20 protein-coding genes are annotated in these 19,625 nt (G+C 73.5%); 10 read left to right on the top strand and 10 right to left on the bottom strand.

Annotation, left to right across the window (positions count from 1 at the left end):
• Nucleotides 1-2: 2 nt before the first annotated feature.
• The 4 genes from WAB14_RS00465 (at nt 3) to WAB14_RS00475 (ending at nt 3,584) form a co-directional block, all read left to right on the top strand.
• Complete coding sequence (locus WAB14_RS00465) at nt 3-1,589, top strand: sensor histidine kinase (RefSeq protein WP_340266326.1); 1,587 nt, start codon at nt 3-5, stop codon at nt 1,587-1,589.
• Nucleotides 1,564-1,833 carry a type II toxin-antitoxin system VapB family antitoxin gene (locus WAB14_RS00470; protein WP_340266328.1) on the top strand — a complete coding sequence of 90 codons (270 nt, stop codon included), beginning with the start codon at nt 1,564-1,566 and terminating at the stop codon, nt 1,831-1,833. Before WAB14_RS00465 ends, WAB14_RS00470 begins: the two co-directional genes overlap by 26 nt.
• Nucleotides 1,830-2,159, top strand: a complete 330-nt coding sequence (locus tag WAB14_RS18190; RefSeq protein ID WP_422665456.1) for a type II toxin-antitoxin system VapC family toxin — start codon at nt 1,830-1,832, stop codon at nt 2,157-2,159. The genes WAB14_RS00470 and WAB14_RS18190 overlap by 4 nt, the downstream gene beginning before the upstream one ends.
• 156 nt (nt 2,160-2,315) lie before the next feature.
• Nucleotides 2,316-3,584, top strand: coding sequence for a multidrug effflux MFS transporter (locus WAB14_RS00475; RefSeq protein ID WP_340266330.1), 1,269 nt, complete (start codon nt 2,316-2,318; stop codon nt 3,582-3,584).
• An 18-nt stretch (nt 3,585-3,602) separates the two neighbouring features.
• On the opposite strand, the gene WAB14_RS00480 is transcribed toward WAB14_RS00475, so the two are convergent.
• The gene (locus WAB14_RS00480) at nt 3,603-4,499 is read right to left on the bottom strand and encodes an SMP-30/gluconolactonase/LRE family protein (RefSeq protein WP_340266332.1); all 897 of its coding nucleotides are present in this window, start codon (nt 4,497-4,499) and stop codon (nt 3,603-3,605) included.
• Nucleotides 4,500-4,590: 91 nt separating this feature from the next.
• On the opposite strand from WAB14_RS00480, the gene WAB14_RS00485 reads away from it, so the two are divergent.
• Both WAB14_RS00485 and WAB14_RS00490 read left to right on the top strand, forming a co-directional pair.
• A complete protein-coding gene (locus WAB14_RS00485) occupies nt 4,591-4,986 on the top strand; it encodes a hypothetical protein (protein WP_340266334.1) in 396 nt (131 codons plus the stop codon).
• Nucleotides 4,983-5,192 carry a hypothetical protein gene (locus WAB14_RS00490; RefSeq protein ID WP_340266336.1) on the top strand — a complete coding sequence of 70 codons (210 nt, stop codon included), beginning with the start codon at nt 4,983-4,985 and terminating at the stop codon, nt 5,190-5,192. The genes WAB14_RS00485 and WAB14_RS00490 overlap by 4 nt, the downstream gene beginning before the upstream one ends.
• A gap of 48 nt (nt 5,193-5,240) precedes the next feature.
• Here the strand turns inward: WAB14_RS00490 and WAB14_RS00495 are convergent, their stop codons facing one another.
• The 4 genes from WAB14_RS00495 to WAB14_RS00510 all read right to left on the bottom strand — a co-directional run bounded on the left by WAB14_RS00495 (nt 5,241) and on the right by WAB14_RS00510 (nt 10,898).
• A complete protein-coding gene (locus WAB14_RS00495) occupies nt 5,241-7,493 on the bottom strand; it encodes an alpha-galactosidase (protein WP_340266338.1) in 2,253 nt (750 codons plus the stop codon).
• 55 nt (nt 7,494-7,548) lie between these two features.
• The gene (locus WAB14_RS00500; RefSeq protein WP_340266340.1) at nt 7,549-8,904 is read right to left on the bottom strand and encodes an ABC transporter substrate-binding protein; all 1,356 of its coding nucleotides are present in this window, start codon (nt 8,902-8,904) and stop codon (nt 7,549-7,551) included.
• A 104-nt stretch (nt 8,905-9,008) separates the two neighbouring features.
• Complete coding sequence (locus WAB14_RS00505) at nt 9,009-9,941, bottom strand: carbohydrate ABC transporter permease (protein WP_340266342.1); 933 nt, start codon at nt 9,939-9,941, stop codon at nt 9,009-9,011.
• 9 nt (nt 9,942-9,950) lie between these two features.
• Nucleotides 9,951-10,898 (bottom strand): carbohydrate ABC transporter permease, encoded by a 948-nt coding sequence (locus WAB14_RS00510; protein WP_340266344.1) that lies wholly within the window; start codon nt 10,896-10,898, stop codon nt 9,951-9,953.
• 135 nt (nt 10,899-11,033) lie between these two features.
• On the opposite strand from WAB14_RS00510, the gene WAB14_RS00515 reads away from it, so the two are divergent.
• The gene (locus tag WAB14_RS00515) at nt 11,034-12,092 is read left to right on the top strand and encodes a LacI family DNA-binding transcriptional regulator (protein WP_340266346.1); all 1,059 of its coding nucleotides are present in this window, start codon (nt 11,034-11,036) and stop codon (nt 12,090-12,092) included.
• Nucleotides 12,093-12,157: 65 nt separating this feature from the next.
• Here WAB14_RS00515 and WAB14_RS00520 read toward each other — a convergent pair whose 3' ends face one another.
• Together WAB14_RS00520 and WAB14_RS00525 are read right to left on the bottom strand one after the other, a co-directional pair.
• The gene (locus WAB14_RS00520; RefSeq protein WP_340266348.1) at nt 12,158-12,820 is read right to left on the bottom strand and encodes an SDR family NAD(P)-dependent oxidoreductase; all 663 of its coding nucleotides are present in this window, start codon (nt 12,818-12,820) and stop codon (nt 12,158-12,160) included.
• Between the two features lie 31 nt (nt 12,821-12,851).
• A complete protein-coding gene (locus WAB14_RS00525; protein WP_340266350.1) occupies nt 12,852-13,745 on the bottom strand; it encodes a helix-turn-helix transcriptional regulator in 894 nt (297 codons plus the stop codon).
• A 133-nt stretch (nt 13,746-13,878) separates the two neighbouring features.
• Between WAB14_RS00525 and WAB14_RS00530 the strand changes: the two genes are divergently transcribed.
• The 3 genes from WAB14_RS00530 to WAB14_RS00540 are packed head-to-tail and all read left to right on the top strand — an operon-like array spanning nt 13,879 to nt 16,571.
• Nucleotides 13,879-14,907, top strand: a complete 1,029-nt coding sequence (locus WAB14_RS00530; protein ID WP_340266352.1) for a zinc-binding dehydrogenase — start codon at nt 13,879-13,881, stop codon at nt 14,905-14,907.
• A 54-nt stretch (nt 14,908-14,961) separates the two neighbouring features.
• Nucleotides 14,962-15,615, top strand: a complete 654-nt coding sequence (locus WAB14_RS00535; RefSeq protein WP_340266354.1) for a hypothetical protein — start codon at nt 14,962-14,964, stop codon at nt 15,613-15,615.
• A complete protein-coding gene (locus tag WAB14_RS00540; RefSeq protein ID WP_340266356.1) occupies nt 15,612-16,571 on the top strand; it encodes an LLM class F420-dependent oxidoreductase in 960 nt (319 codons plus the stop codon). Before WAB14_RS00535 ends, WAB14_RS00540 begins: the two co-directional genes overlap by 4 nt.
• 6 nt (nt 16,572-16,577) lie before the next feature.
• On the opposite strand, the gene WAB14_RS00545 is transcribed toward WAB14_RS00540, so the two are convergent.
• From WAB14_RS00545 to WAB14_RS00555, 3 genes are read right to left on the bottom strand one after another with little or no spacing between them, the layout of a single operon-like run.
• Nucleotides 16,578-17,246, bottom strand: a complete 669-nt coding sequence (locus tag WAB14_RS00545) for a LutC/YkgG family protein (RefSeq protein ID WP_340266358.1) — start codon at nt 17,244-17,246, stop codon at nt 16,578-16,580.
• Nucleotides 17,243-18,760 (bottom strand): lactate utilization protein B, encoded by a 1,518-nt coding sequence (locus WAB14_RS00550; protein ID WP_340266360.1) that lies wholly within the window; start codon nt 18,758-18,760, stop codon nt 17,243-17,245. Before WAB14_RS00550 ends, WAB14_RS00545 begins: the two co-directional genes overlap by 4 nt.
• A gap of 4 nt (nt 18,761-18,764) precedes the next feature.
• A complete protein-coding gene (locus tag WAB14_RS00555) occupies nt 18,765-19,562 on the bottom strand; it encodes a (Fe-S)-binding protein (RefSeq protein ID WP_340266362.1) in 798 nt (265 codons plus the stop codon).
• Between the last annotated feature and the right edge of the window lie 63 nt (nt 19,563-19,625).

The raw sequence follows: 19,625 nt of genomic DNA on the forward strand, positions 1-19,625 counted from the left end.
CCGTGACCGGCAGCGTGGCCCACGGCCCGACCGATCGCGTGGCGCGGCGTCGCCTCACCCTGCGGGGGCGGTTGCTCCTCACCCTCGTCGCGGTGACCGCCGTCGTGTCGCTCACCGTCGGCGGCGTGAGCGTCGTGCTGCTCCAGGCGTTCCTCGTCGGCCGCCTCGACGACCAGCTCGCCGGAGCCGTGGCTCGCTCGAGCACCGGTCGTGAGGGCGGTTTCCCCGGTCCCGGACGCGGGCCGCGCGGCGGCGACTTCGGGTTCCTCCTCCAGCCCGGGCAGGCCGAGGGCACCCTCGGGGCGGAGATCGAGGACGGGACCGTCGAGCGGGTCGCCGTGCTCGACGACCGCGGTCGGGCCGCGTCGCTCGAGACCGACACCGCCTCGGCCCTGCTCGGGGTCGACCCCGGTGAGGGCCCGACGACGGTCCGACTCGCCAGCCTCGGGGCGTACCGCCTCGTCGCGACGACGACACCCGACGGGTCGACCATCGTCACGGGCCTGCCGCTGTCAGGGGTGCGGAGCACGACCCTGAGCCTGCTCGCGATCATCGTCACGGCGACCGCCGCCGGCGTCGTCGTCGTGGTCCTGCTGGGAGGTGCCGTCATCCAGCGGGCGGTCCGGCCCCTGCACGACGTCACCCGCACCGCGACGCGCGTCCGCGACGTCGACCTCACGAGCGGCGCGGTCGTGCTGCCCGACCGGGTGCCCGCCGACGTGGCCGCGACGCCGGACGAGGTGGGCGAGGTCGCCTCCGCCCTCAACCGCATGCTCGACCACGTCGAGGCGGCGCTCGCCGAGCGGCACCGCAGCGAGACGCAGGTGCGGCAGTTCGTCGCCGACGCCAGCCACGAGCTGCGCACCCCGCTGGCGTCCATCCAGGGGTACTCCGAGCTCGTGCGGCGCCGGCCCGAGCCGCTCCCCGACGACGTCGTCGCGGCGATGGGCCGGGTGGAGTCCGAGGCGCGGCGCATGGCCGGGCTCGTCGACGACCTCCTGCTCCTCGCCCGCCTCGACGCCGGCCGCCCGGTCGAGCGGGAGGAGGTGGACCTCGTCCCGCTCGCCGTGGCAGCGCTGTCCGACGCGCACGCCGCCGGCCCCGACCACCGGTGGGTCCTCGACCTCGACGGCCTCGACCCCGAGTCGGGTGACGCGGACGAGGTGACCGTGCTCGGGGAGGAGGCACGGCTGCAGCAGGTGCTGGCGAACCTCCTCGGCAACGCGCGGGTCCACACCCCACCCGGCACCACCGTCACCCTGCGCGTCGAGCGATCCGGCGGCGACGCGGTCGTGACGGTCGCCGACGACGGCCCCGGCGTCCCCGACGGTCTGCGGGACTCCGTGTTCGAGCGGTTCACGCGAGGCGACTCCTCCCGCTCCCGCGCCGCGGGGAGCACCGGGCTCGGGCTCTCGATCGTCGCGGCCGTCGTCCGTGCGCACGGCGGGACGGTCGCGAGCCCGGCGCAGGCGCGAGGAGCCGCCTTCGTGGTCAGCCTTCCTCTGGCGAGGTCGAGCGACGAGACCTCCACCACCGATGGTGGAATCGGAGGAGATGTACACCATGGCGCTCAACATCAAGGACCCTGAGGCGGAGCGTCTCGTCGCCGAGCTGGCCGCCCTCACCTCCCGTACCAAGACGGGTGCCGTGCGCGAGGCCGTGAGGGCGGAGCTCGAGCGACTGCGACGCGACGCTCATCCGGCTCGGGCCGACCTGCTCCGGGTGATGGCGGCGGAGGTGTGGCCGACGATTCCCGACGAGGCGCGTCGTCCCTGGACCAAGGCCGACGAGGAACGGCTGCTGGGCTACGACGACTCGGCGACGGCCGGGTGATCCTCGACAGCTCCGCGCTCGCCGCGGTCGTCCTCGGCGAGCCGCTCGCGCCGGCGATCCTCCGGGCGATCGGTGCGTCGGACGAGGTGTCGGTCGGGGCTCCGACGCTCGTCGAGGCCTCGATCGTCCTGCGTGCTCGCGCCGGTGAACCGGGGACCGCAGGCCTCGACCGTCTCCTGGTCGCCGGTGAGGTCGACGTGATCCCACTGGCGGCCGGGCACGTCCCCGTGGCGCTCTCACGTCCCTCTCATGAACGCTGCGGTTGTCTTGGTCCTGGCGACGAGGAGGCTGTCCTCGCCTGGTCCGTTCCCCCTTCGGCGGGCTGAGGGCGAGTCGCCGGGTGGCGTCGTCGGGGTCGGGCTGGGCCCCGACGACGCCCTGTCCCGCGTCCGGGAACAGATCTCCGACCTCTCGGGTTGGCCACAGCCGACGGCTCCACCGGCGTAGGCGTCCACCACATCCTCGCGACGGGACGGACGACCATGGCCGACGACACGACCACGCGCACGACCGACGGCGCGGCTGATCGCAGCCTCCTGCGGATGGTCCTCGTGCTCGGGGCCTTCGTCGCGGTCGGCCCGCTCACGATCGACATGTACCTACCGGCCCTACCGACCATCGCCGCGGAGCTGCAGACCACCGAGGCCGCGGTCCAGCTCACGCTCACCGGCACCCTCGTCGGCCTCGCGCTCGGGCAGCTGCTCATCGGGCCGCTGTCGGACGCCGTCGGCCGTCGGGTCCCGCTGCTCGCGGGGACGGCGCTGCACATCGTGTCGTCGCTGCTCATCGTGCTCGCGCCCGACATCGTCACCCTCGGCGTGCTCCGCGTCCTCCAGGGCGTCGGGACCGCCGCGGGTGCGGTCGTCGCCCTCGCCGTCGTCCGCGACCTGTTCACCGGCCGGGCCGCCGCGACCATGCTGTCGCGGCTGTTCCTCGTCATGGGGGCCGCGCCCGTCCTCGCCCCGACGATCGGCGGGGAGCTGCTGCGCTTCACGTCGTGGCGCGGGGTCTTCGTCGCGCTCGCCGTCTACGGGGTGGCGCTGCTCGTGCTCGGGTCGATGGCGCTGCAGGAGACGCTGCCCCCGGAGCGGCGCCGCTCCAGCCGCCCGCTCGCGACCCTGCGGACGTACCGCGGGCTGCTCAGCGACCGCTCGTACGTCGGCCTCGTGCTCGTCGCGGGGCTCAGCATGGCGGCGCTGTTCAGCTACGTCGCCGGCTCGTCGTTCGTCTACCAGGGCGAGTTCGGGCTCGACGAGCAGCAGTTCGGGCTCCTGTTCGGTGCCGGCGCGTTCTGGCTCATCGCCGCGACCCAGCTCAACCCCGTCGCGCTGTGGTGGTTCTCCCCGGCGCAGCTCCTGCTCGCCGGTGTCGTCGCCGGGACGGTGGCGGGTGGCGTCCTCCTTCTGCTCGCCCTCACGGGTGCCGGTGGGCTCGTTGGCGTCGTCGTGCCGCTGTGGGCGGTCCTCTTCGCCGCGGGCCTCGCGCTGCCGAACGCGCCCGCGCTCGCCCTCACCCGGCACGGCGAGGCCGCCGGCTCCGCCGCCGCGGTGCTCGGCGCCGTCCAGTTCGGGGTCGGGGCGCTCGTGTCGCCGCTCGTCGGGCTGCTCGGCAACGACGCGGCCGCGATGGGTGCTGTCATCGTCACGGCGTTGACGATCGCGCTCGTCGTGCTCCTCGTCGTCGTGCGCCCGTGGCGGCTCGACACCGGTGCGGGCGACGCGCAGGAGGCGGCGCTCGCCGCCGCGCACTGACGGGTCCGGACACCCTGGTCAGCCGAACGGAACCGCCCGCCACGGCACGACCGGTACGCCCGGGACGTCGACGCGGGCGCTGAACAGCCGACCGGACAGCGGGTGGGCCGCGCGTCCGGCGTCGTCGAGCTCGGCGCTGCCGGTCGTGACGACGAGCGTGCGGAGGTCCCCGCCCGCGAGCGCCGCGCTCGTCGTGTGCGGCGCGGGGACCCGCACGACGGTGTCGAGCACCCCGGTGGGGGAGAAGCGACGGACCTCGCCGGCGCCGAACACCGCGACCCACAGGTGGTCGGCGGCGTCGACCGTGATGCCGTCGGGCAGCGCGTCGCCGAGGTCGAGGTGGACCGCGCGCGGTCCCGTGCGGCCGGTCGCCGCGTCGTAGTCCCGGGCGTGGACGACGTGACGGGTCGTGTCGACGCTGTACATCCGCGTGCCGTCGGTGGAGAACGCGATGCCGTTGGCCTGGCCCAGGTCGTCGTCGAGGGTCGTGAGCGAGCCGTCCGGCTCCAGCCGGACGAGCGCCTCGTGGTCCGAGCCGCCGTCCATCGTCAGCGTGCCGACGAGCAGGCGACCGGCCGGGTCGGTCGTCGCGTCGTTGCACCGTCGACCGCTCCCGGCGGGGACGACGCGAGGGCCGAGCGCCAGCCGGCGGTCCGCGCCGAGCACGGCCACGTGCTCCTGGGCGGCGAGGACGAGCCCGCCGTCCGTGGTCGGCAGCGCCGCCCCGACCATGCCGTCGACGTGGTCCCGGTGCTCGACGGTGACGAGGCCCGGGCCGTCGACCGTCCCGCGGAGCACCTCCCCGGCGTAGATGTCGACCCACACCAGCCGCCCGCGCGCCGCGTCCCACCGCGGCCCCTCGGCCAGCTGGTACGTCTCCTCGCCCGCCGAGAGGGCCTCGATCGTCGTCAGCACGGCCCCACCGTGCCAGACCCTGCCCCGGCCCCGAGGTGCCTCGCCATCCGTGCCGCGGGTCGTGTCCGGCCCTGTGTCTACCGTGGTCAGGGTGACGGGGGAGTCGGTGGTCGAAGCGGTCGGGCAGGCGCCGTTGTGGCAGGGGTTCCTCCTGTCACCCGGATTCGGGGGTCTGGCCGCGCTGCTCGCCGCGCTCGTGGCCGGAGCCGTGGCGGCCTCCGTCGCCCGCAGGGACCGGCTCCAGCGCGAACGCACCGACCGCAAGAACCAGTGGTGGACCCGGGCCCAGTGGGCGCTCGACGCGACGACCAGTGACCGGGCGTGGGTCCGGGTCACCGGCTTCCGCATGCTCGAGGCCTTGGCGGAGAGCGAGTGGGCGGACGAGCACGAGGCGGACGTCGTCGCCGCGGCGACGGCGCCCTCGTTGAGCGGACCCTCGCCCGTCCGCCGGGTCCGGCGCATACTGGGGGGAGGGAGGTCGACATGACCCTGCACCAGGAGTGGACCCGCTTCCGCCGGAGCCTGCGGGACCGTGAGGCCCGCGTGGCAGACGGTCGTGAGCCCGTGACCGACGAGGAGCGCGTGGCCGCCGCACGCGCCCGGGTCGCGGCCGACCGCAAGCGCGGGGTCGAGACCGAGGCCTGGATCCTCCGGCTGGCCGAGCAGGGGCCGCGGCGCGACCGCCCGGCCTGACCGCTCGCAGAAGGGCCTCTCGCCGGGCTCCAGCGGCGCCTCGAGCCCTCAGGCCGCGTGCACCGACACGAGGACCGACTCCGCGACGCGCAGCGCGGGCGCCGACACCCCGACCGTCGTGAGGACGGAGCCGGGCAGCCGCACGCCGTCCGTCGCCCAGCGCGGCATCCGCTCCTTGTCCGGTGCGGACGTGGCCGGGTGCTCGAGGGCCAGCCGGTACGTGGTGTCGTCGCGGAGGCCGGGGAAGGTGATGCGGTCGATCGGCCACGTGAGGGGGTGCTCGAGCAGGCTGATGCGGTACAGCGCCGCGGAGCCGTCGGCGGCGACGACGCCGTCGACGCTGACGGCGGGGTCGGGGCGGTCGGCGTGGACGACGTCGCCGCTGTGGAGCAGGTGCCGGTGCTGCTTGTGCAGCTGCACCCACTCGGCGAGCTCGGACAGGTCGGCGTCGGACATGGTCGTGAGGTCGTTCTCGATGCCGAGGTGACCCCAGAGGGCGGTGGCGGCGCGGAAGGCGAGGCTGTGGTGCCGGTCGGTCGTGTGGTCGGTGGCGGAGCCGATGTGGGTGCCGAGGAGCTCCGGGGGCAGCAGGAGCCCGGTCCAGCGGACCATGCGGTGCCGTTCGTGGGGGTCGATGCAGTCCGACACCCACACCCGGTCCGTCGCCTCGACGGTGCGGAGGTCGACGCGGCCGCCGCCGCCGGCGCACGACTCGATCTCGAGACCCGGGTGCCGGCGCCTGAGCGCCGTCATGAGCCGCAGGACGGCGGCCGCCTGGTCCCGGCCTGCCGGGCGGGCGTGAGGCTGGTGGGCGGGGTCGAGGACCGGTCTGTTGTGGTCCCACTTGAGGTACGCCACGTCGTACTCCTCGACGAGGGCCGAGATCCGCTCGAAGACGTGGGCGAAGGCGTGGAGGTTGCCGAGATCGAGGACGTGCTGCTGGCGCGACGGGATACCGGGGCCGTGCTCGGTGGCGAGCAGCCAGTCGGGATGGTCTCGGGCGAGGTGGGAGTCGAGGTTCACCATCTCCGGCTCGACCCACAGGCCGAACTGCATGCCGAGGTCGCGGACGCGGGAGACGAGCGGGTGGAGACCCTCCGGCCACACGTCCGGGTCGACGACCCAGTCGCCGAGCCCGGCGCGGTCGTGCCGGCGGCCGAGGAACCAGCCGTCGTCGAGCACGAACCGCTCTACCCCCACCCGCGCGGCGCGGTCGGCGAGGTCGAGGAGCGTGTCGAGGTCGTGGTCGAAGTACACCGCCTCCCACGTGTTGAGCAGGACAGGGCGCGGTGTGGTCGGGTGCGCGGGCCGTGCCCGCAGGTACCGGTGGAGACGGGCCGCGAGCGCGTCGAGCCCGTCACCCCACGAGCCGACCAGCCACGGCGTGGTGTACCGCTCGCCGGGCGCGAGCCGCACCTCACCGGGCGCGAGGAGCTCCCCGCCGCCGAGCAGCCGCCAGCCGACGACGGTCCGCTCGGCCGCGACCTGCTGGCTGCCGTTGTGGGCGACGTGGACCCCCCACACCCGGCCGCCGCGGAAGCCGAAGCCGGTGCTGCCGGCGAGCAGCAGCGTCGGGGCGTCGAGGCCGGGGCGCCCGCCGCGGGAGTCCCGGACCCAGGCGCCGACGGGGAACGGGTGGCGCTGCGGGTGCCGCTCGTGCGTGTGGCGCCCGGTGAGGTCGACGAGCTCGGTCGCCGTCGCGGGGACGGGCAGGCTCACGCGGACCTGGTCGACCTGGTACGGGTCGTCGCCCCGGTTCTCCAGCCACGCCCGCAGCCGCACGAGACCGCTCGCGAGCAGCTCGAGCTCGGTGCCGACGACGACCCGGGCGACGGTGTCCTGGGCGGTCGAGACGACCCGGACCGCGTCGACGGGGCCGTCGGGCCAGTCGTGGGACCCGGCCTCGTGCACCTCGTGGTCGACGGCCGTGTAGTCGAGGGACCACGCCGCGCCGTCGCGGCCGCCGACGACGCCCGGGTGCCCCAGCCAGCCGCGGGCCGTCCGGGGGAGGACGGGGACCACCTCCTGCGTCGTGACGAGGCTGTCGGTGTCGGGCACGGCGAGCGCGGCGAGCAGCGCCCGCTCGTCGGCCGCACGGCTGCCCGCACCCGGGCCCGCACCCGGACCCGTGTCCGGCAGTTCCTGGCCCCAGTGGGCGAGGCTCGGCAGGTCGCGGCGGGGGAGCCGGACGAGCAGGCTCGTCCCGCCTCGTCGCAGGTGGACCAGGCGGTCCTCGTCGTGCGGCACGGCATCCACGTCCTTCGTCGTCCGGTTCGTCGTCCGGGTCGTCGTCGGTGTCATCGGGGGATCGGGAGGGGGGTGCGGGGCGGGCAGTGCCACCCGCCCCGCACCGGTCTCACTCGAACAGGGCGTTGACCTGCTCGTTCGCCGCGGTCAGGCTCGAGGCGTCCGCGGAGCCGTTGAGGACCGCGTCCATCGCCGGCGCCATGATGGCCGTGACGTCGGCCGCGTTGTCGGTGATGGGCAGCAGGAAGGTGGTGCCGTCCTCGACGTGCGTGGTGAAGGCGGAGACGTCCACGCCTCGCTCCTCGAAGGAGGCGGTGGCGGTGTCGACGGCGGCGGGGATGGCCGGGAAGACGACGCCGGCCTCGCCGACGAGCTGCTGGCACTCCTCGGATCCCAGGAACTCCACCCATCGGGCGGCCGCCTCCGGGTTGTCCGTTCCCGCGAAGATGGAGTCGGCGAGACCGTTGAACATGCTCGACCGCTCCCCGTTGGGGCCGATCGGCGTGGGCGCGATACCGAGCTCGATGCCCTCGTACCCCGCGTAGCTGCCGATCATCCACGAGCCGTTGGCGTTGATGGCGGACTGCCCGGCGCCGAAGTTGTCGTTCATGCTCGCGCCGACGGTCTGCTCCAGCGGCGGCATGTAGCCCTTGTCGATGAGGCTCTTCCACCACGCGATCGCCTCCTGGAAGGCGGGGTCGTCGTAGTTGTAGCTCGTGCCCCAGGGGTTCTCGTCGGTGTGGGTCCAGCCGACCGTGTCGGTGAAGAAGCTCCACTCGGTCTGGCCGAGTCCGCCACCGGACCCGGGCAGGCCGAGCCCGTAGACGGCGACGTTCTCGGGGTCGAAGCCGTCCTCGTTGCCGCGGACGCCGTTCTCGTCGACCGTGAGCGCCGCGACCGCGGCCTCGAAGGTGCCGCCGTCGTCGGGGTTCCACTCGAGGCTGTTCATGTCGTCCTCGGTGAGGCCGGCGTCGGCGAGCATCGCGGAGTTGTAGAACAGTGCGATGGTGTCCCAGTCCTTCGGAAGGCCGTAGCGCTGGCCGTCCTGCGCGATCCACAGGTCGGCGAGGCCCTCGACGTAGATGCTCGTGTCGACGTCGGGCAGCACCTCGTCGAGGGGCAGCAGGACCCCGTTCTCCACGAACTCGGGGTAGCGGGACAGGTGGTTGGTGAACACGTCGGGCGCGGTGTCGGACTGGAAGCCGGTCGTGAGCGTGGCCCAGTAGTCGTCCCAGCCGCGCTGCGTGATGGTGACGGTGACGTCCGGGTTCGCCTCGGTGAAGGCGTCCGCGCACGCCTGGTAGGCGGGCTGCTGGTTGGCGTCCCACAGCCAGTAGTCGATCGTCGTGGCGCCGTCGCCGGCGGCGCCCGACGCGTCGTCCCCGGAGCTGCCGTCACCGCAGGCGGCGAGGGCGAGAGCCACCGCCGAGACGGCGGCGAGGGTGGCGATCCTGTGCGTGTGCATGGTGGTCCTTTCGTGGGCGCCGGACCGGTGCGGCCGCGGACGGGTGGGTCGGGCAGGGGTGGGTCGGGTCGGGGTCGTCGGGGCTGTGGGGCTCATGGGGGTGGTCACTTGATGCCGGTGAAGCCGATGGAGTTGACGATCCGGCGGGCCAGGAGCAGGTAGAGGACGAGGATCGGGATGGCGGCGATGAGGGTCGCCGCCATGAGTCCCGCCCAGTCCGGCGAGCCCTGCGGGGTCTGGGAGCGGAAGACGCCGAGCGCGACGGTGAGCACGCGCGAGCCCTCGGTCTGCCCGACGAGCAGCGGCCACAGGTAGTCGTTCCACGCCGCGATGAACTGCAGGAGGGACAGCGTCGTGATCGGGGCGATCGACATCGGCATGATGACGCGCCAGAAGATCCTCAGGTGCGAGGCGCCGTCGATCTTCGCCGCCTCGTCGAGCTCGCGGGGGATGCCGAGGAAGAACTGCCGCATGAAGTAGACGGCGAACGGCGTCATGAGCATCGTCGGCAACGCGATCCCCGGCAGCGTGTTGAGCAGGCCGAAGGACTGGATCGTGAGGAAGTTCGGCAGCGCCACGAAGATCGGCGGCACGAGCAGGGCCGACAGGAAGAACGCGAAGACGACGTCGCGGCCGCGCCAGCGCAGCCGGGCGAAGGCGTACGCGGCCATCGAGCTGAAGAAGACCTGCCCGACGGTCACCAGCACCGCGACGACGAGGGAGTTGCGCAGGTACAGCCAGAACGAGAGGGACGCGCCGGACCCGCCCTGCGCCTGCGCCTCCTCGAGCGTCGCGAGGCCGAGGACCCGGCGGAACGCACCCAGGGTGAGGTCGGCAGGCAGCAGGTTCGCGGAGTTGGCGGCGAGCGCGACGTTGTTCGACAGCGCCGTGCGGAGCATCCAGTAGAAGGGGAAGAGGGTGAGGAGGATGAAGAGGACGAGGAACGCCCAGGCGACGACGCGGCCGGGGGAGAAGGAGCGGCGGTCCTTGGCGGTGGGGGTGGCAGTGGGGGTGGGGGTGGCGGTGGCGGACGACATCGGGACCTCTCAGGCCAGGTCCGACTCGCCGCCGCGCAGCCACTTGTTCTGCGCGAAGGCGATGACGGCGAGGATGACGAACAGGACGACGGACAGGGCGGAGGCGTAGCCGAAGTCGCTGCGTTCGAAGGCGCGTTCGACGATGTACACCTGGATGACGCGGCTGGCGTTGACGGGGCCGCCGCCGGTGGTGACCGCGACGGTGTCGAACACCTGGAACGAGCCGGTCACGGTGATGATGAGGACGAGCACGAGGACGGGGCGCAGCAGCGGCAGCGTGATCGACCAGAACGTGCGCCACTCCGAGGCCCCGTCGACCGAGGCGGCCTCGTAGACCGTCGGCGGGATCATCTGGAGCCCGGCGAAGATGAGCAGCGCCGTGTAGCCCATGTGGCGCCACACGTTGACGAACGCGATGGTCGGGATCGCGAGGTCCTCGCTGCCGAAGAACGCCAGGCGTGAGGCTCCGAGCCAGTCCAGCGCCGTGTTGACGATCCCGATCTGGAAGTCGAGCAGCCAGAACCACAGAAGCGCGACGACGACGTTGGCCACGAGGTACGGCAGCAGCAGGCAGATCCGCACGAGCAGCGAGGTCGTGAGGCGCTGCATGAGGACCGCCAGGCCGAGCGCGATGGCGGTCTGGAACCCGATGTTGAGGACGACGTAGTAGAGCGTCACCAGCATCGAGTTCCAGAACAGGTCGTCCTGGGCGATGTCGACGTAGTTGTCGACGCCGACGAACTCACCGCGCCCGAAGAGGTTGAAGTCGGTGAGGCTGAGCCAGATGCCGCGGACGGTCGGCCACAGGAAGAACAGGACGAAGCCGACCGCGGCGGGGAAGAGGAAGAACGCCGCCACGCGGGCGTCGCCGCCTCGCCGGCGCGGCCGGGTGGTGCGCGGGCGCCTCACCGTGCCCGCGACGGTGGCGGGGACGGTGGGGGTGAGCTGACTGCTCATGGGGACTCCTACACGCCGTCGTGTCCGGATCTGTTGGCTGGTGGATCGATCCACCATCTGGTTGATCGAAACATCGCACGGCCGTACGGTTGTCGTCAACCCCCCTCTTCGTCATGTGAGGACGCGAAAACGACGATGCGAGCCACGACACCGGCCCCCGCGGGGCGCGCCGCCGGCGCGCGGCGACCCCGCATCAAGGACGTCGCCGCCGCGGCGGGGGTGTCGCCGCAGACCGTGTCGAACGTCATCAACGCGCGCGGTCGCTTCACGGACGCGACACGGGACCGCGTCGAGCAGGCGATCGCGGACCTCGGGTTCCGGCCCAACCAGTACGCGAAGAGCCTCCGCACCCGGCGCACCACGATGATCGGGTTCGACCTGAGCGGCACCCAGATGAGCGTGCGGAACCCCTTCACGCTGTCGTTCCTCCACGCCCTCGTCCACGCCGCCGCCCTCCGCGGGTACCGCGTGCTGACGTTCACCCACGACGCGCCGGGCGCCGACGACCTGCGCGAGTCCTCCGTCGACGCGCTCGTCGACGGCTTCGTCCTCAACGACTCCACCCCCGCGGACCCGCGGCCGCGGGTCCTGCACGAGCGGGGCATCCCCTTCGTCGTCGTCGGGCGGACCGCCTCCGACCTGCCGGCCGCCTGGGTCGACGTCGACAACCGGGCGGCCATGCGCGCGCCCGTCGACCACCTCGTGGGGCGCGGCTTCCACCGCTTCGCCTTCCTCGGCTACGACACCCACGACTACTGGGACGTCGACCGCCTCGTCGGCACGGAGGAGCACCTCGCGCGGCACGGGCTCCCGCTGGCCTCGACCGTGCTCGTCGACCCGGCAGGAGCCGGGGTGCGCGAGGCGGTCGTCGACCTCCTGTCCGGCGACGACCGTCCGGACGCGGTGGTGACGAGCAGCGACTCCCTCGCGGTCGTCGTCGCCCAGCTCGCGCCCGGCCTCGGGCTGCGGATGGGGACGGACCTCGGCCTCACCGGCTTCGACGCCGGCCCGCTCGCGGGCATGACGGAGCCCCCCCTGGCCAGCGTCCGCATCCCCGTCGAGGAGATCGCCGAGCTCAGCATCGAGCGGCTCGTGCGCCGGCTGGAGGGGGAGGAGGCGCGGGACGGCCTGCTCGTCGACACCGAGCTCGTCACCGACCCCACGAGGCCCGGGGCCGGGACGTCGGACGGCTGACGCCGGGCGCGCGTGACGTCACCGCGAGGTGACCGTCCACCGAGCCCCGTCGACCGCGGGCCGCCCTACGGCATCGGGGTCAGGAAGTGCCGGAACCCCTCTCGCCGCTCGTGCAGACCCCAGACGACGTCGGCGATCGTCGTGGGGTTCGTCTGTGGGTCGTCCTCCCGGATGGCGCCGGGCACGACGAGCTGCGTCACGTGGATGCCCTCGGGGGCGAGGACCTCGTGGAGCAGCTGCGCGTAGACGCTCTCCGCCGCGAACGCGACGGACGTGCCGGCGTAGTCCGCGCGGGGACGGACGGCGGTGCCGCCGTTGACGAGCACGACGGTGCCGGCACCGGCCGCGCGCATTCCGGGGAGCACCGCGTCGACGGCCGTCTTGGGGCCGAGGACGGAGAAGTCGAGCGCGGCGGCCAGGTCGTCCCCGGTCGTGTCGGTCAACGGCTTGAGGAACTCCCGCTGCGGGATCGGGCTGAACTGGAGCACCTGCACGGGGCCCAGCTCGGCGGCCGCCGCGGCGAGCGCGTCCCGCAGGCCCGCGCGGTCGCGGACGTCGGCGGCGAACCCGCGGGCGGTGATGCCCTCGTCGGTCAGTGCGCGCGCGAGGGTGTCGAGCCGGGCCTGGTCCCGCGCGAGGAGCGCGACGGCGAAGCCCTCCCGGCCGAACCGGCGGGCGACGGCAGCGCCGACGCCCGCTCCGGCGCCGACGATGGCGATGGTCGTCATGGTGGTGTCCTCCGTGGTGGCGGCCGGCCGCTCAGGGCGTCCGGGACCGGTCGTCGACCGGTGCGATCGGGGGGTCGGTCGTCGCCGCCCACGACGCCAGGAGCGTGAGGGCGGCCGCGCTCGGTGACCCGGGCTCGGCGCTGTAGATGGTCATGGACAGGCTCGGGTCGGCGCGGAGGTCGAAGCTCTCGAAGGCGAGGGCGAGGTCACCCACCACCGGGTGACGGAAGTGCTTGACCCCCGTGCCGTGGGTCCGGACGTTGTGCGCCGCCCAGCGGTTGCGGAACTCGTCGGAGCGGGTGGAGAGCTCCCCGACGAGGTCGTGCAGGTCCTTGTCGTGGGGGTCCTTGCCGGCCGCCGTCCGCAGGTTGGCGACGCACATGTCGGCGGCCAGGCCCCAGTCGGGGTAGAAGCTGCGGGAGTCCGGCTGCAGGAAGATGTGCCGGGCGAAGTTGGGCGGGGTCGCGCCCGCGTGGTCGAGCCCGTGGTACATGGCGCGTGCGAGGTGGTTGGCGACGAGCAGGTCCTGGCGGCTGTTGCCGACGATCGCGGGGCCGCCCGTCACCGCGTCGACCGCCCACTGGAGGCTGGGGCGCGGCGCGGCAGGCCGGGCCCGGCGGCGCGAGCGCAGGATGGCGTTGGTGCCGTCCGCCTCGTGCGCGAGGTGGAGCAGGTGCGCCCGCTCCGCCTCGTCCAGGCGCAGGGCGGAGACGATCGCCTCGAGGATGCCGGCCGACACGCCCGCCAGGTCGCCGCGCTCGAGCTTCGCGTAGTACTCGACGCTCATCCCCGCCAGGGCCGCCACCTCGCTGCGGCGCAGACCGGGCACGCGACGGTGCCCGGTGGTGGGGAGACCGGCCTGTTCGGGGGTCACGCGCGCACGGCGTGTGGTGAGGAACGCTCGCACCTCGGCCCGGTTGTCCACGCCCCGAGGTTACGAGCGGGTCGAGCGACGAGGGATGCCCTCTCGGTACACCCATCGTCGGTGACTTCCCCGCTGCCGTTCCTCGCGGTGCAGTGGTGCCCCAGCACCGACGAAGCACGATGGAGGAACGCGCATGCGTGTCGCCGTGATGACAGCCCCGGGCCGCGTCGAGGTCGAGGAGCGGCCCGACCCGGGGATCGAGAAGCCCACCGACGCGGTCATCCGCCTGGCCGCGACGTGCGTGTGCGGGTCGGACCTGTGGCCCTACCGGGGCATCGAGCCGCTAGACGGGCCCCGGCCGATGGGTCACGAGTACGTCGGCGTGGTCGAGGAGGTGGGGGGCGAGGTCACCACCGTGTCGCCCGGCGACTTCGTCGTCGGGTCGTTCTTCGCCTCGGACAACACGTGCGAGATCTGCCGCGCGGGGTACCAGAGCTCGTGCGTACGACGCGAGGCCGCCGCGCCGGGCGGCGCGCAGGCCGACCTCATGCGGGTGCCGCTCGCGGACGGGACCCTGATCGCGACGCCCGGCGTGCCCGAGCCCGACCTCGTGCCGAGCCTCCTCGCCGCCTCCGACGTGCTCGGCACCGGCTGGTTCGGGGCCGTCGCCGCGGAGGTGGGCCCTGGGAAGACCGTCGCCGTCGTGGGGGACGGCGCCGTCGGTCTGCTGGCGGTGCTCGCCGCCCGCGAGCTCGGCGCCGAGCGGATCATCGCGATGAGCCGTACCCCGGCGCGGCAGGCGCTGGCCCGCGAGCTCGGCGCCACCGACGTCCTGACCGAGCGCGGCGACGAGGGCGTGGCGGCGGTGAAGGACCTGACGGACGGGCTCGGTGCCCACTCCGTCGTCGAGGCCGTCGGCACGCAGGAGTCCATGATGCAGGCGCTGCGTGCGACCCGTCCCGGCGGTCACATGGGCTTCGTCGGGGTGGCGCACGAGGTGTCCCTGTCCGGCATGGACGTGTTCTTCTCCCACGCGCACCTCCACGGTGGGCCCGCGCCCGTCCGGCAGTACCTGCCCGACCTGGTCCGACGGATCTGGGAGCGGCGGATCGACCCGGGCAGGGTCTTCGACCTCGAGCTGCCGCTGGAGCGTGCGGCCGACGCATACCGCGCCATGGACGAGCGCAAGTCGGTCAAGGTGCTGCTCCGACCCCGTGGCTGACGCGGGCCCTTCAGCAGCAAGAACCGACCGTCGAGCGCGAAAGGGAGTGTGTCGATGCAGACCCTCGACGCTGTCGGCTGGGCCGCGACCGCTCTGGGCTCGACCTTCGCCGTCCCGCAGCTCGTCCGTCTCGTCCGGACCCGGCGGACCGACGGCCTCTCCCTGCTCGCGTGGCAGGCCATGCTCGTGCTCAACCTCGCCTTCAGCGTCCACGGGGCGCGGATCGGGCAGGCCCCGCAGCTCGTCACCAGCGTGCTCGCGCTCTGGTCGAGCCTCCCGCTCGTCGTGCTCATCGCGCGTCACCGGGGACTGACCCCGTGGCGGGCGCTCGCACCGCCCCTCCTCGTCGCGTGCGTCGCCGTGGCCGTCGACGTCACCGTCGGCTCCGCGGCCTTCGGCGTGCTCGTGATCGGACCCGCGATCCTCGCAAACATCGGGTACAGCGTCGAGCTCGTGCGTGCGCCGTCGGTCGCCGGGGTGTCCCCGGCCTACCTCGTCCTCGCCGTCGTCAACCAGGCGCTGTGGGTCACGTGGGCGCTCCTGGTCCCGGACATGGGGACGGTGGTCGCTGCCACGACCATGACCGCCCTCACGACGTTCAACCTCGGGTGGTGGGCCGGGCGCCGACTCCGCGGGACCGCCACGCGACGCGGGACGCCGGGCCGCGTGGCGGACCCCGCGCCAAGCGTTCCGGAGGGAGCAGCGTGACCTTCCGACTCGGGTACCAGGTCGTGAGCTTCACCTACCCAGGCGGCGCGCCGTCGATCCGAGACACCCTGCTCGAGCAGGCCCGCGAGGCGGAGGTCGGCGGCTTCGACGCGGTCATGGTCATGGACCACTTCCTCCAGCTCGACTCCCACGGGGCGCTCGACGAGCCGATGCTCGAGTGCTACACGACGCTCGGGGTGCTGGCGGCCGCGACGTCCCGCGTCCGATTGTCGGCGCTCGTCACCGGCAACACATACCGCAACCCGGCGCTGCTGGCGAAGACCGTCACCACGCTGGACGTCCTGTCCGGGGGGAGGGCGGTTCTCGGGCTCGGGGCCGGCTGGTTCCGGGAGGAGCACGAGGCCTTCGGGTTCGAGTTCGGCACCGTGACCGACCGCTTCCAACGACTCGAGGAGGCGCTCAGCATCATCACGCCGATGCTCGCGGGCGAGCGTCCCACCGTCGAAGGTGTCTGGTACGGGGCGCGGGACGCGCTCAACGAGCCGCGCCTCGGCCGGGTCCCGGTGCTGCTCGGTGGGAGCGGCGAGCAAAAGACCTTCCGACTGGCGGCACGCTTCGCCGACCACCTCAACCTCATCTGCCCGTACGACGTCATCGACCACAAGGTCCGCGTCCTCGCGCAGCGGTGCGAGGAGGCGGGTCGCGACCCCGCCACGCTCGCGACGAGCTTCCTCGTCTCCGCGGTCCCGGTCGAGGCAGCGCGTGACGTGGCTCGGGTCCGGGCCGACCTGACGCCGTACATGCAGGAGTTCGCGCTGGTCGGGACGCCCGAGCACATCGCAGGACGGGTCGCCGAGGAGGTCCTCGGCCGGGGGGTGGGCGGTGTCGTGGTGAACCTGCCGACCACGGGGCACGTACGGGGCACCGTGCGGGCAGTGGCGGAGGCGCTGCTGCCCGTCCTCGGCGCCACCGGCGGAGGCGGGGACGTGGCCTGACGACCGCTACGCGCGGCCGTCCACGACCACCACGTCCAAAGTCCTCGGGCCGTGGACGCCCTCGACCCGGTCGAGCTCGATGTCGCTCGTGGCGCTGGGCCCGCTGATCCACGTGAGCGGCCTGGTGGGGTCGAGCCGCGCCAGCGCCTCCGGGACGAGCCCGACGACCTGGTCGGCGCGGACGACGACGACGTGGTGGTCGGGCACCAGGGTGAGCGCACGGCGGCCCTGGTCGGGTGAGGCGTCGAGGACGATCGTGCCGGTGTCGGCGACGGCGACCGCGCAGGCGGTGAGGACGCTGTCGGTGGCGTCGAGCCTCGACAGGGGCATCGGGGCGGCGGGGTGGTCCGGGCGCACCTCGACCCCGGTCGCGGCCGCGGTCCACGTCATGTCGAGGCCCGTCGGCACAGCGAGGCTTCGGGCGGGGTGGTCGCGCCGCTCGCGCAGCAGCCGCGCGACGACGGCGGGCACCTCCTCGGGCGTGCAGCGGTGGACGCCTGCCTTGTAGTCCTCGAGCCGGTCGACGAGCACGTCCACCAGGCCCGGGTCCCCGGCGGCCCGGCCGTCGCGGCGGCGGTAGTCGCGCGGCACGGGGCCGGGGGCGTCGCGGTGGTCGGCGCCGAGCGCCGAGCGCAGCCGGTCGAGGACCTCCTCGCGCGCGCCCGGGCTGCTCACGAGCGGCCCTCCTTCTCCCACCAGTCGCGGAAGCTGCCGCGGGGGACGGGCAGGTCCCGGGTGCGGGTCCAGCTGCGGCCGGGGCCGGGCAGCCACGACAGGTGCCGGGGGTGACCCTGCAGGCGCGCCAGCAGGCCCGCAAGCCGCGACAGCCGCTGGGCGAGGCGCAGGCGACGCGGGTCCCGGAACAGCCACGCCACCGTAGCCATGCCGGCGCGCTCGGCGACGTGGTCGACGTCACGGGCGTGGGCGTCGACGGCCTGCGCGCGCATGTGCACGAGAATCGAGGGGATGTCGATGCGGACCGGGCACGCGTCGAAGCACGCCCCGCACAGGCTGGAGGCGAACGGCAGCGACGCGCTGGCGTCGTCGGTCACTCCCGTCAGCTGCGGCGACAGCACCGCGCCGATCGGGCCGGGGTACACGCTGCCGTAGGCGTGCCCGCCGGTCCGCTCGTACACCGGGCACACGTTGAGGCAGGCGGAGCAGCGGATGCAGTGCAGCGCGGCACGTCCCCGCGGGTCGGCGAGGACCCGGCTGCGGCCGTTGTCCAGGAGCACGAGGTGGAACTCCTGCGGCCCGTCGCCCGGTGTGACACCCGTCCACATCGACGTGTACGGGTTCATCCGCTCGCCCGTGGAGGAGCGGGGCAGCAGCTGGAGGAACACCTCGAGGTCGGCCCACGTCGGCACGAGCTTCTCCACGCCCATGACGGTGATGAGGGTCTCGGGCAGGGTGAGGCACATCCGCCCGTTGCCCTCGGACTCCACCACCGACAGGGTGCCGGTCTCGGCGACGGCGAAGTTCGCACCCGAGATCGCGACCTTCGCCCGCAGGAACGTGCGGCGCAGGCGCAGCCGGGCCGCCTCGGCGAGAACCCGAGGCTCGTCGGTCAGGCCCTCAGGGAACAGCTCGTCGACGTCCGGCATCTCCCGTAGGAAGATCTCGCGGATCTCCCGGCGGTTGCGGTGGATCGCGGGCACGAGGATGTGGCTGCCCTCGTCGTGGCCGAGCTGCACGATGAGCTCGGCGAGGTCGGTCTCGTGCGCGGTGATGCCCGCGGCCTCGAACGCGTCGTTGAGCCGCGTCTCCTGCGTCGCCATCGACTTCACCTTCACGACCTCACGCGCCGCCTGCGGGTGACGGTCCAACGCCGCCCCGGCCAGGTCGACGACGATCCGGTTGGCCTCCTCGGCATCGCGGGCCCAGTGCACGACACCGCCGCGGGCGGTGACGGCGGCCTCGAGCTGCTCCAGCAGCTCGGGCAGCCGGGCCATGGTGTCGGCCTTGAGCGCCTCTCCGGCGAGCCGGAGCTCCTCCCAGTCCGGCACCTCGGCGACGACCCTCGCGCGCTTGCCACGGATGGTCGTCGTCGCGTGCGCGAGGTTGCGCCGCAGCTGGTCGTCGGTGAGCGTGCGCGCCGCGGCGTGGGGGAACGAGTCGGTGCCCCGCAGGTGCGACCCGGACGAGGCCGGAGGCGGGGGAGCGGCGGGCATCCCGAGGAACGTCGTCATCCCGTCACCCCGTCACCCGCTCAGGCCGGTCGGCGCGCGTGCTCGCGAGGATCTCCGCGAGGTGCACCGCACGGGGGGTGCCGTCGCCACGCGTGGTCGACAGCCGGGACAGGCCCCCGCCGAGGTGGAGCAGGCACGACGCGTCGCCGGCCGACACCACCTCCGCCCCGGTCGAGCAGATCGCGCTGCACTTGTCGGCGAGCATCGCGGATGACGTGTCGGCGTTCTTCACCGCGAACGTGCCGCCGAACCCGCAGCACTGCTCGGCCCCCGGCAGCTCGACGAGGTCGATACCTCCGACCGCCCGGAGCAGCTGCAGGGGTCTGTCGCCGACCCGGGCCATCCGGAGCGAGTGGCACGTCGGGTGGTACGTCACGCGGTGGGGGTACCAGGCGCCGACGTCGGTCACCCCGAGCACGTCGACGAGCAGCTCGCTGAGCTCGAACGTCCGCGCGGCGACGGCTCGAGCGCGCGCGGCGAGGGCCGTGTCGCCGGCCTGCTCGGCGACGTCGGCGTGCTGGTGACGCACCGACCCGGTGCACGACCCCGACGGCACCACGACCGCCTCCGCGCCGCCGTCGGGACCCTCACCCAGCGCCCGCTCGAACGTCTCCACGTAACGCCGCACCAGCGGCAGCGCCATCGCGGGGTACCCGGAGTTCACATGCATCTGCCCACAGCACGTCTGCTCGGGCGGGAACACCACCTCGTGACCCAGACGCTCGAGCAACCGGACCGTCGCAACGCCGACCTCAGGAGCCACCGTGTCGGCGAGGCACGTGACGAACAACGCGATCCTCATGCGGCGGCCTTGACGTGCCCAGTCATGCGGGCCATTGTGGCCTGAATCGTTTCACTGCGTCCA

This window comes from Aquipuribacter nitratireducens, assembly GCF_037860835.1.
GTDB classification, from domain to species: Bacteria; Actinomycetota; Actinomycetes; order Actinomycetales; family JBBAYJ01; genus Aquipuribacter; species Aquipuribacter nitratireducens.

Excerpts from the sequence above, each read along its gene's own strand:
- WAB14_RS00470 (WP_340266328.1), top strand. The coding sequence starts at position 1,564 with ATGGCGCTCAACATCAAGGACCCTGAGGCGGAGCGTCTCGTCGCCGAG.
- WAB14_RS00475 (WP_340266330.1), top strand. The coding sequence starts at position 2,316 with ATGGCCGACGACACGACCACGCGCACGACCGACGGCGCGGCTGATCGC.
- WAB14_RS00490 (WP_340266336.1), top strand. The coding sequence starts at position 4,983 with ATGACCCTGCACCAGGAGTGGACCCGCTTCCGCCGGAGCCTGCGGGAC.
- WAB14_RS00495 (WP_340266338.1), bottom strand. The coding sequence starts at position 7,493 with ATGACACCGACGACGACCCGGACGACGAACCGGACGACGAAGGACGTG.
- WAB14_RS00500 (WP_340266340.1), bottom strand. The coding sequence starts at position 8,904 with ATGCACACGCACAGGATCGCCACCCTCGCCGCCGTCTCGGCGGTGGCT.
- WAB14_RS00505 (WP_340266342.1), bottom strand. The coding sequence starts at position 9,941 with ATGTCGTCCGCCACCGCCACCCCCACCCCCACTGCCACCCCCACCGCC.
- WAB14_RS00510 (WP_340266344.1), bottom strand. The coding sequence starts at position 10,898 with ATGAGCAGTCAGCTCACCCCCACCGTCCCCGCCACCGTCGCGGGCACG.
- WAB14_RS00515 (WP_340266346.1), top strand. The coding sequence starts at position 11,034 with ATGCGAGCCACGACACCGGCCCCCGCGGGGCGCGCCGCCGGCGCGCGG.
- WAB14_RS00520 (WP_340266348.1), bottom strand. The coding sequence starts at position 12,820 with ATGACGACCATCGCCATCGTCGGCGCCGGAGCGGGCGTCGGCGCTGCC.
- WAB14_RS00530 (WP_340266352.1), top strand. The coding sequence starts at position 13,879 with ATGCGTGTCGCCGTGATGACAGCCCCGGGCCGCGTCGAGGTCGAGGAG.
- WAB14_RS00535 (WP_340266354.1), top strand. The coding sequence starts at position 14,962 with ATGCAGACCCTCGACGCTGTCGGCTGGGCCGCGACCGCTCTGGGCTCG.
- WAB14_RS00550 (WP_340266360.1), bottom strand. The coding sequence starts at position 18,760 with ATGACGACGTTCCTCGGGATGCCCGCCGCTCCCCCGCCTCCGGCCTCG.
- WAB14_RS00555 (WP_340266362.1), bottom strand. The coding sequence starts at position 19,562 with ATGAGGATCGCGTTGTTCGTCACGTGCCTCGCCGACACGGTGGCTCCT.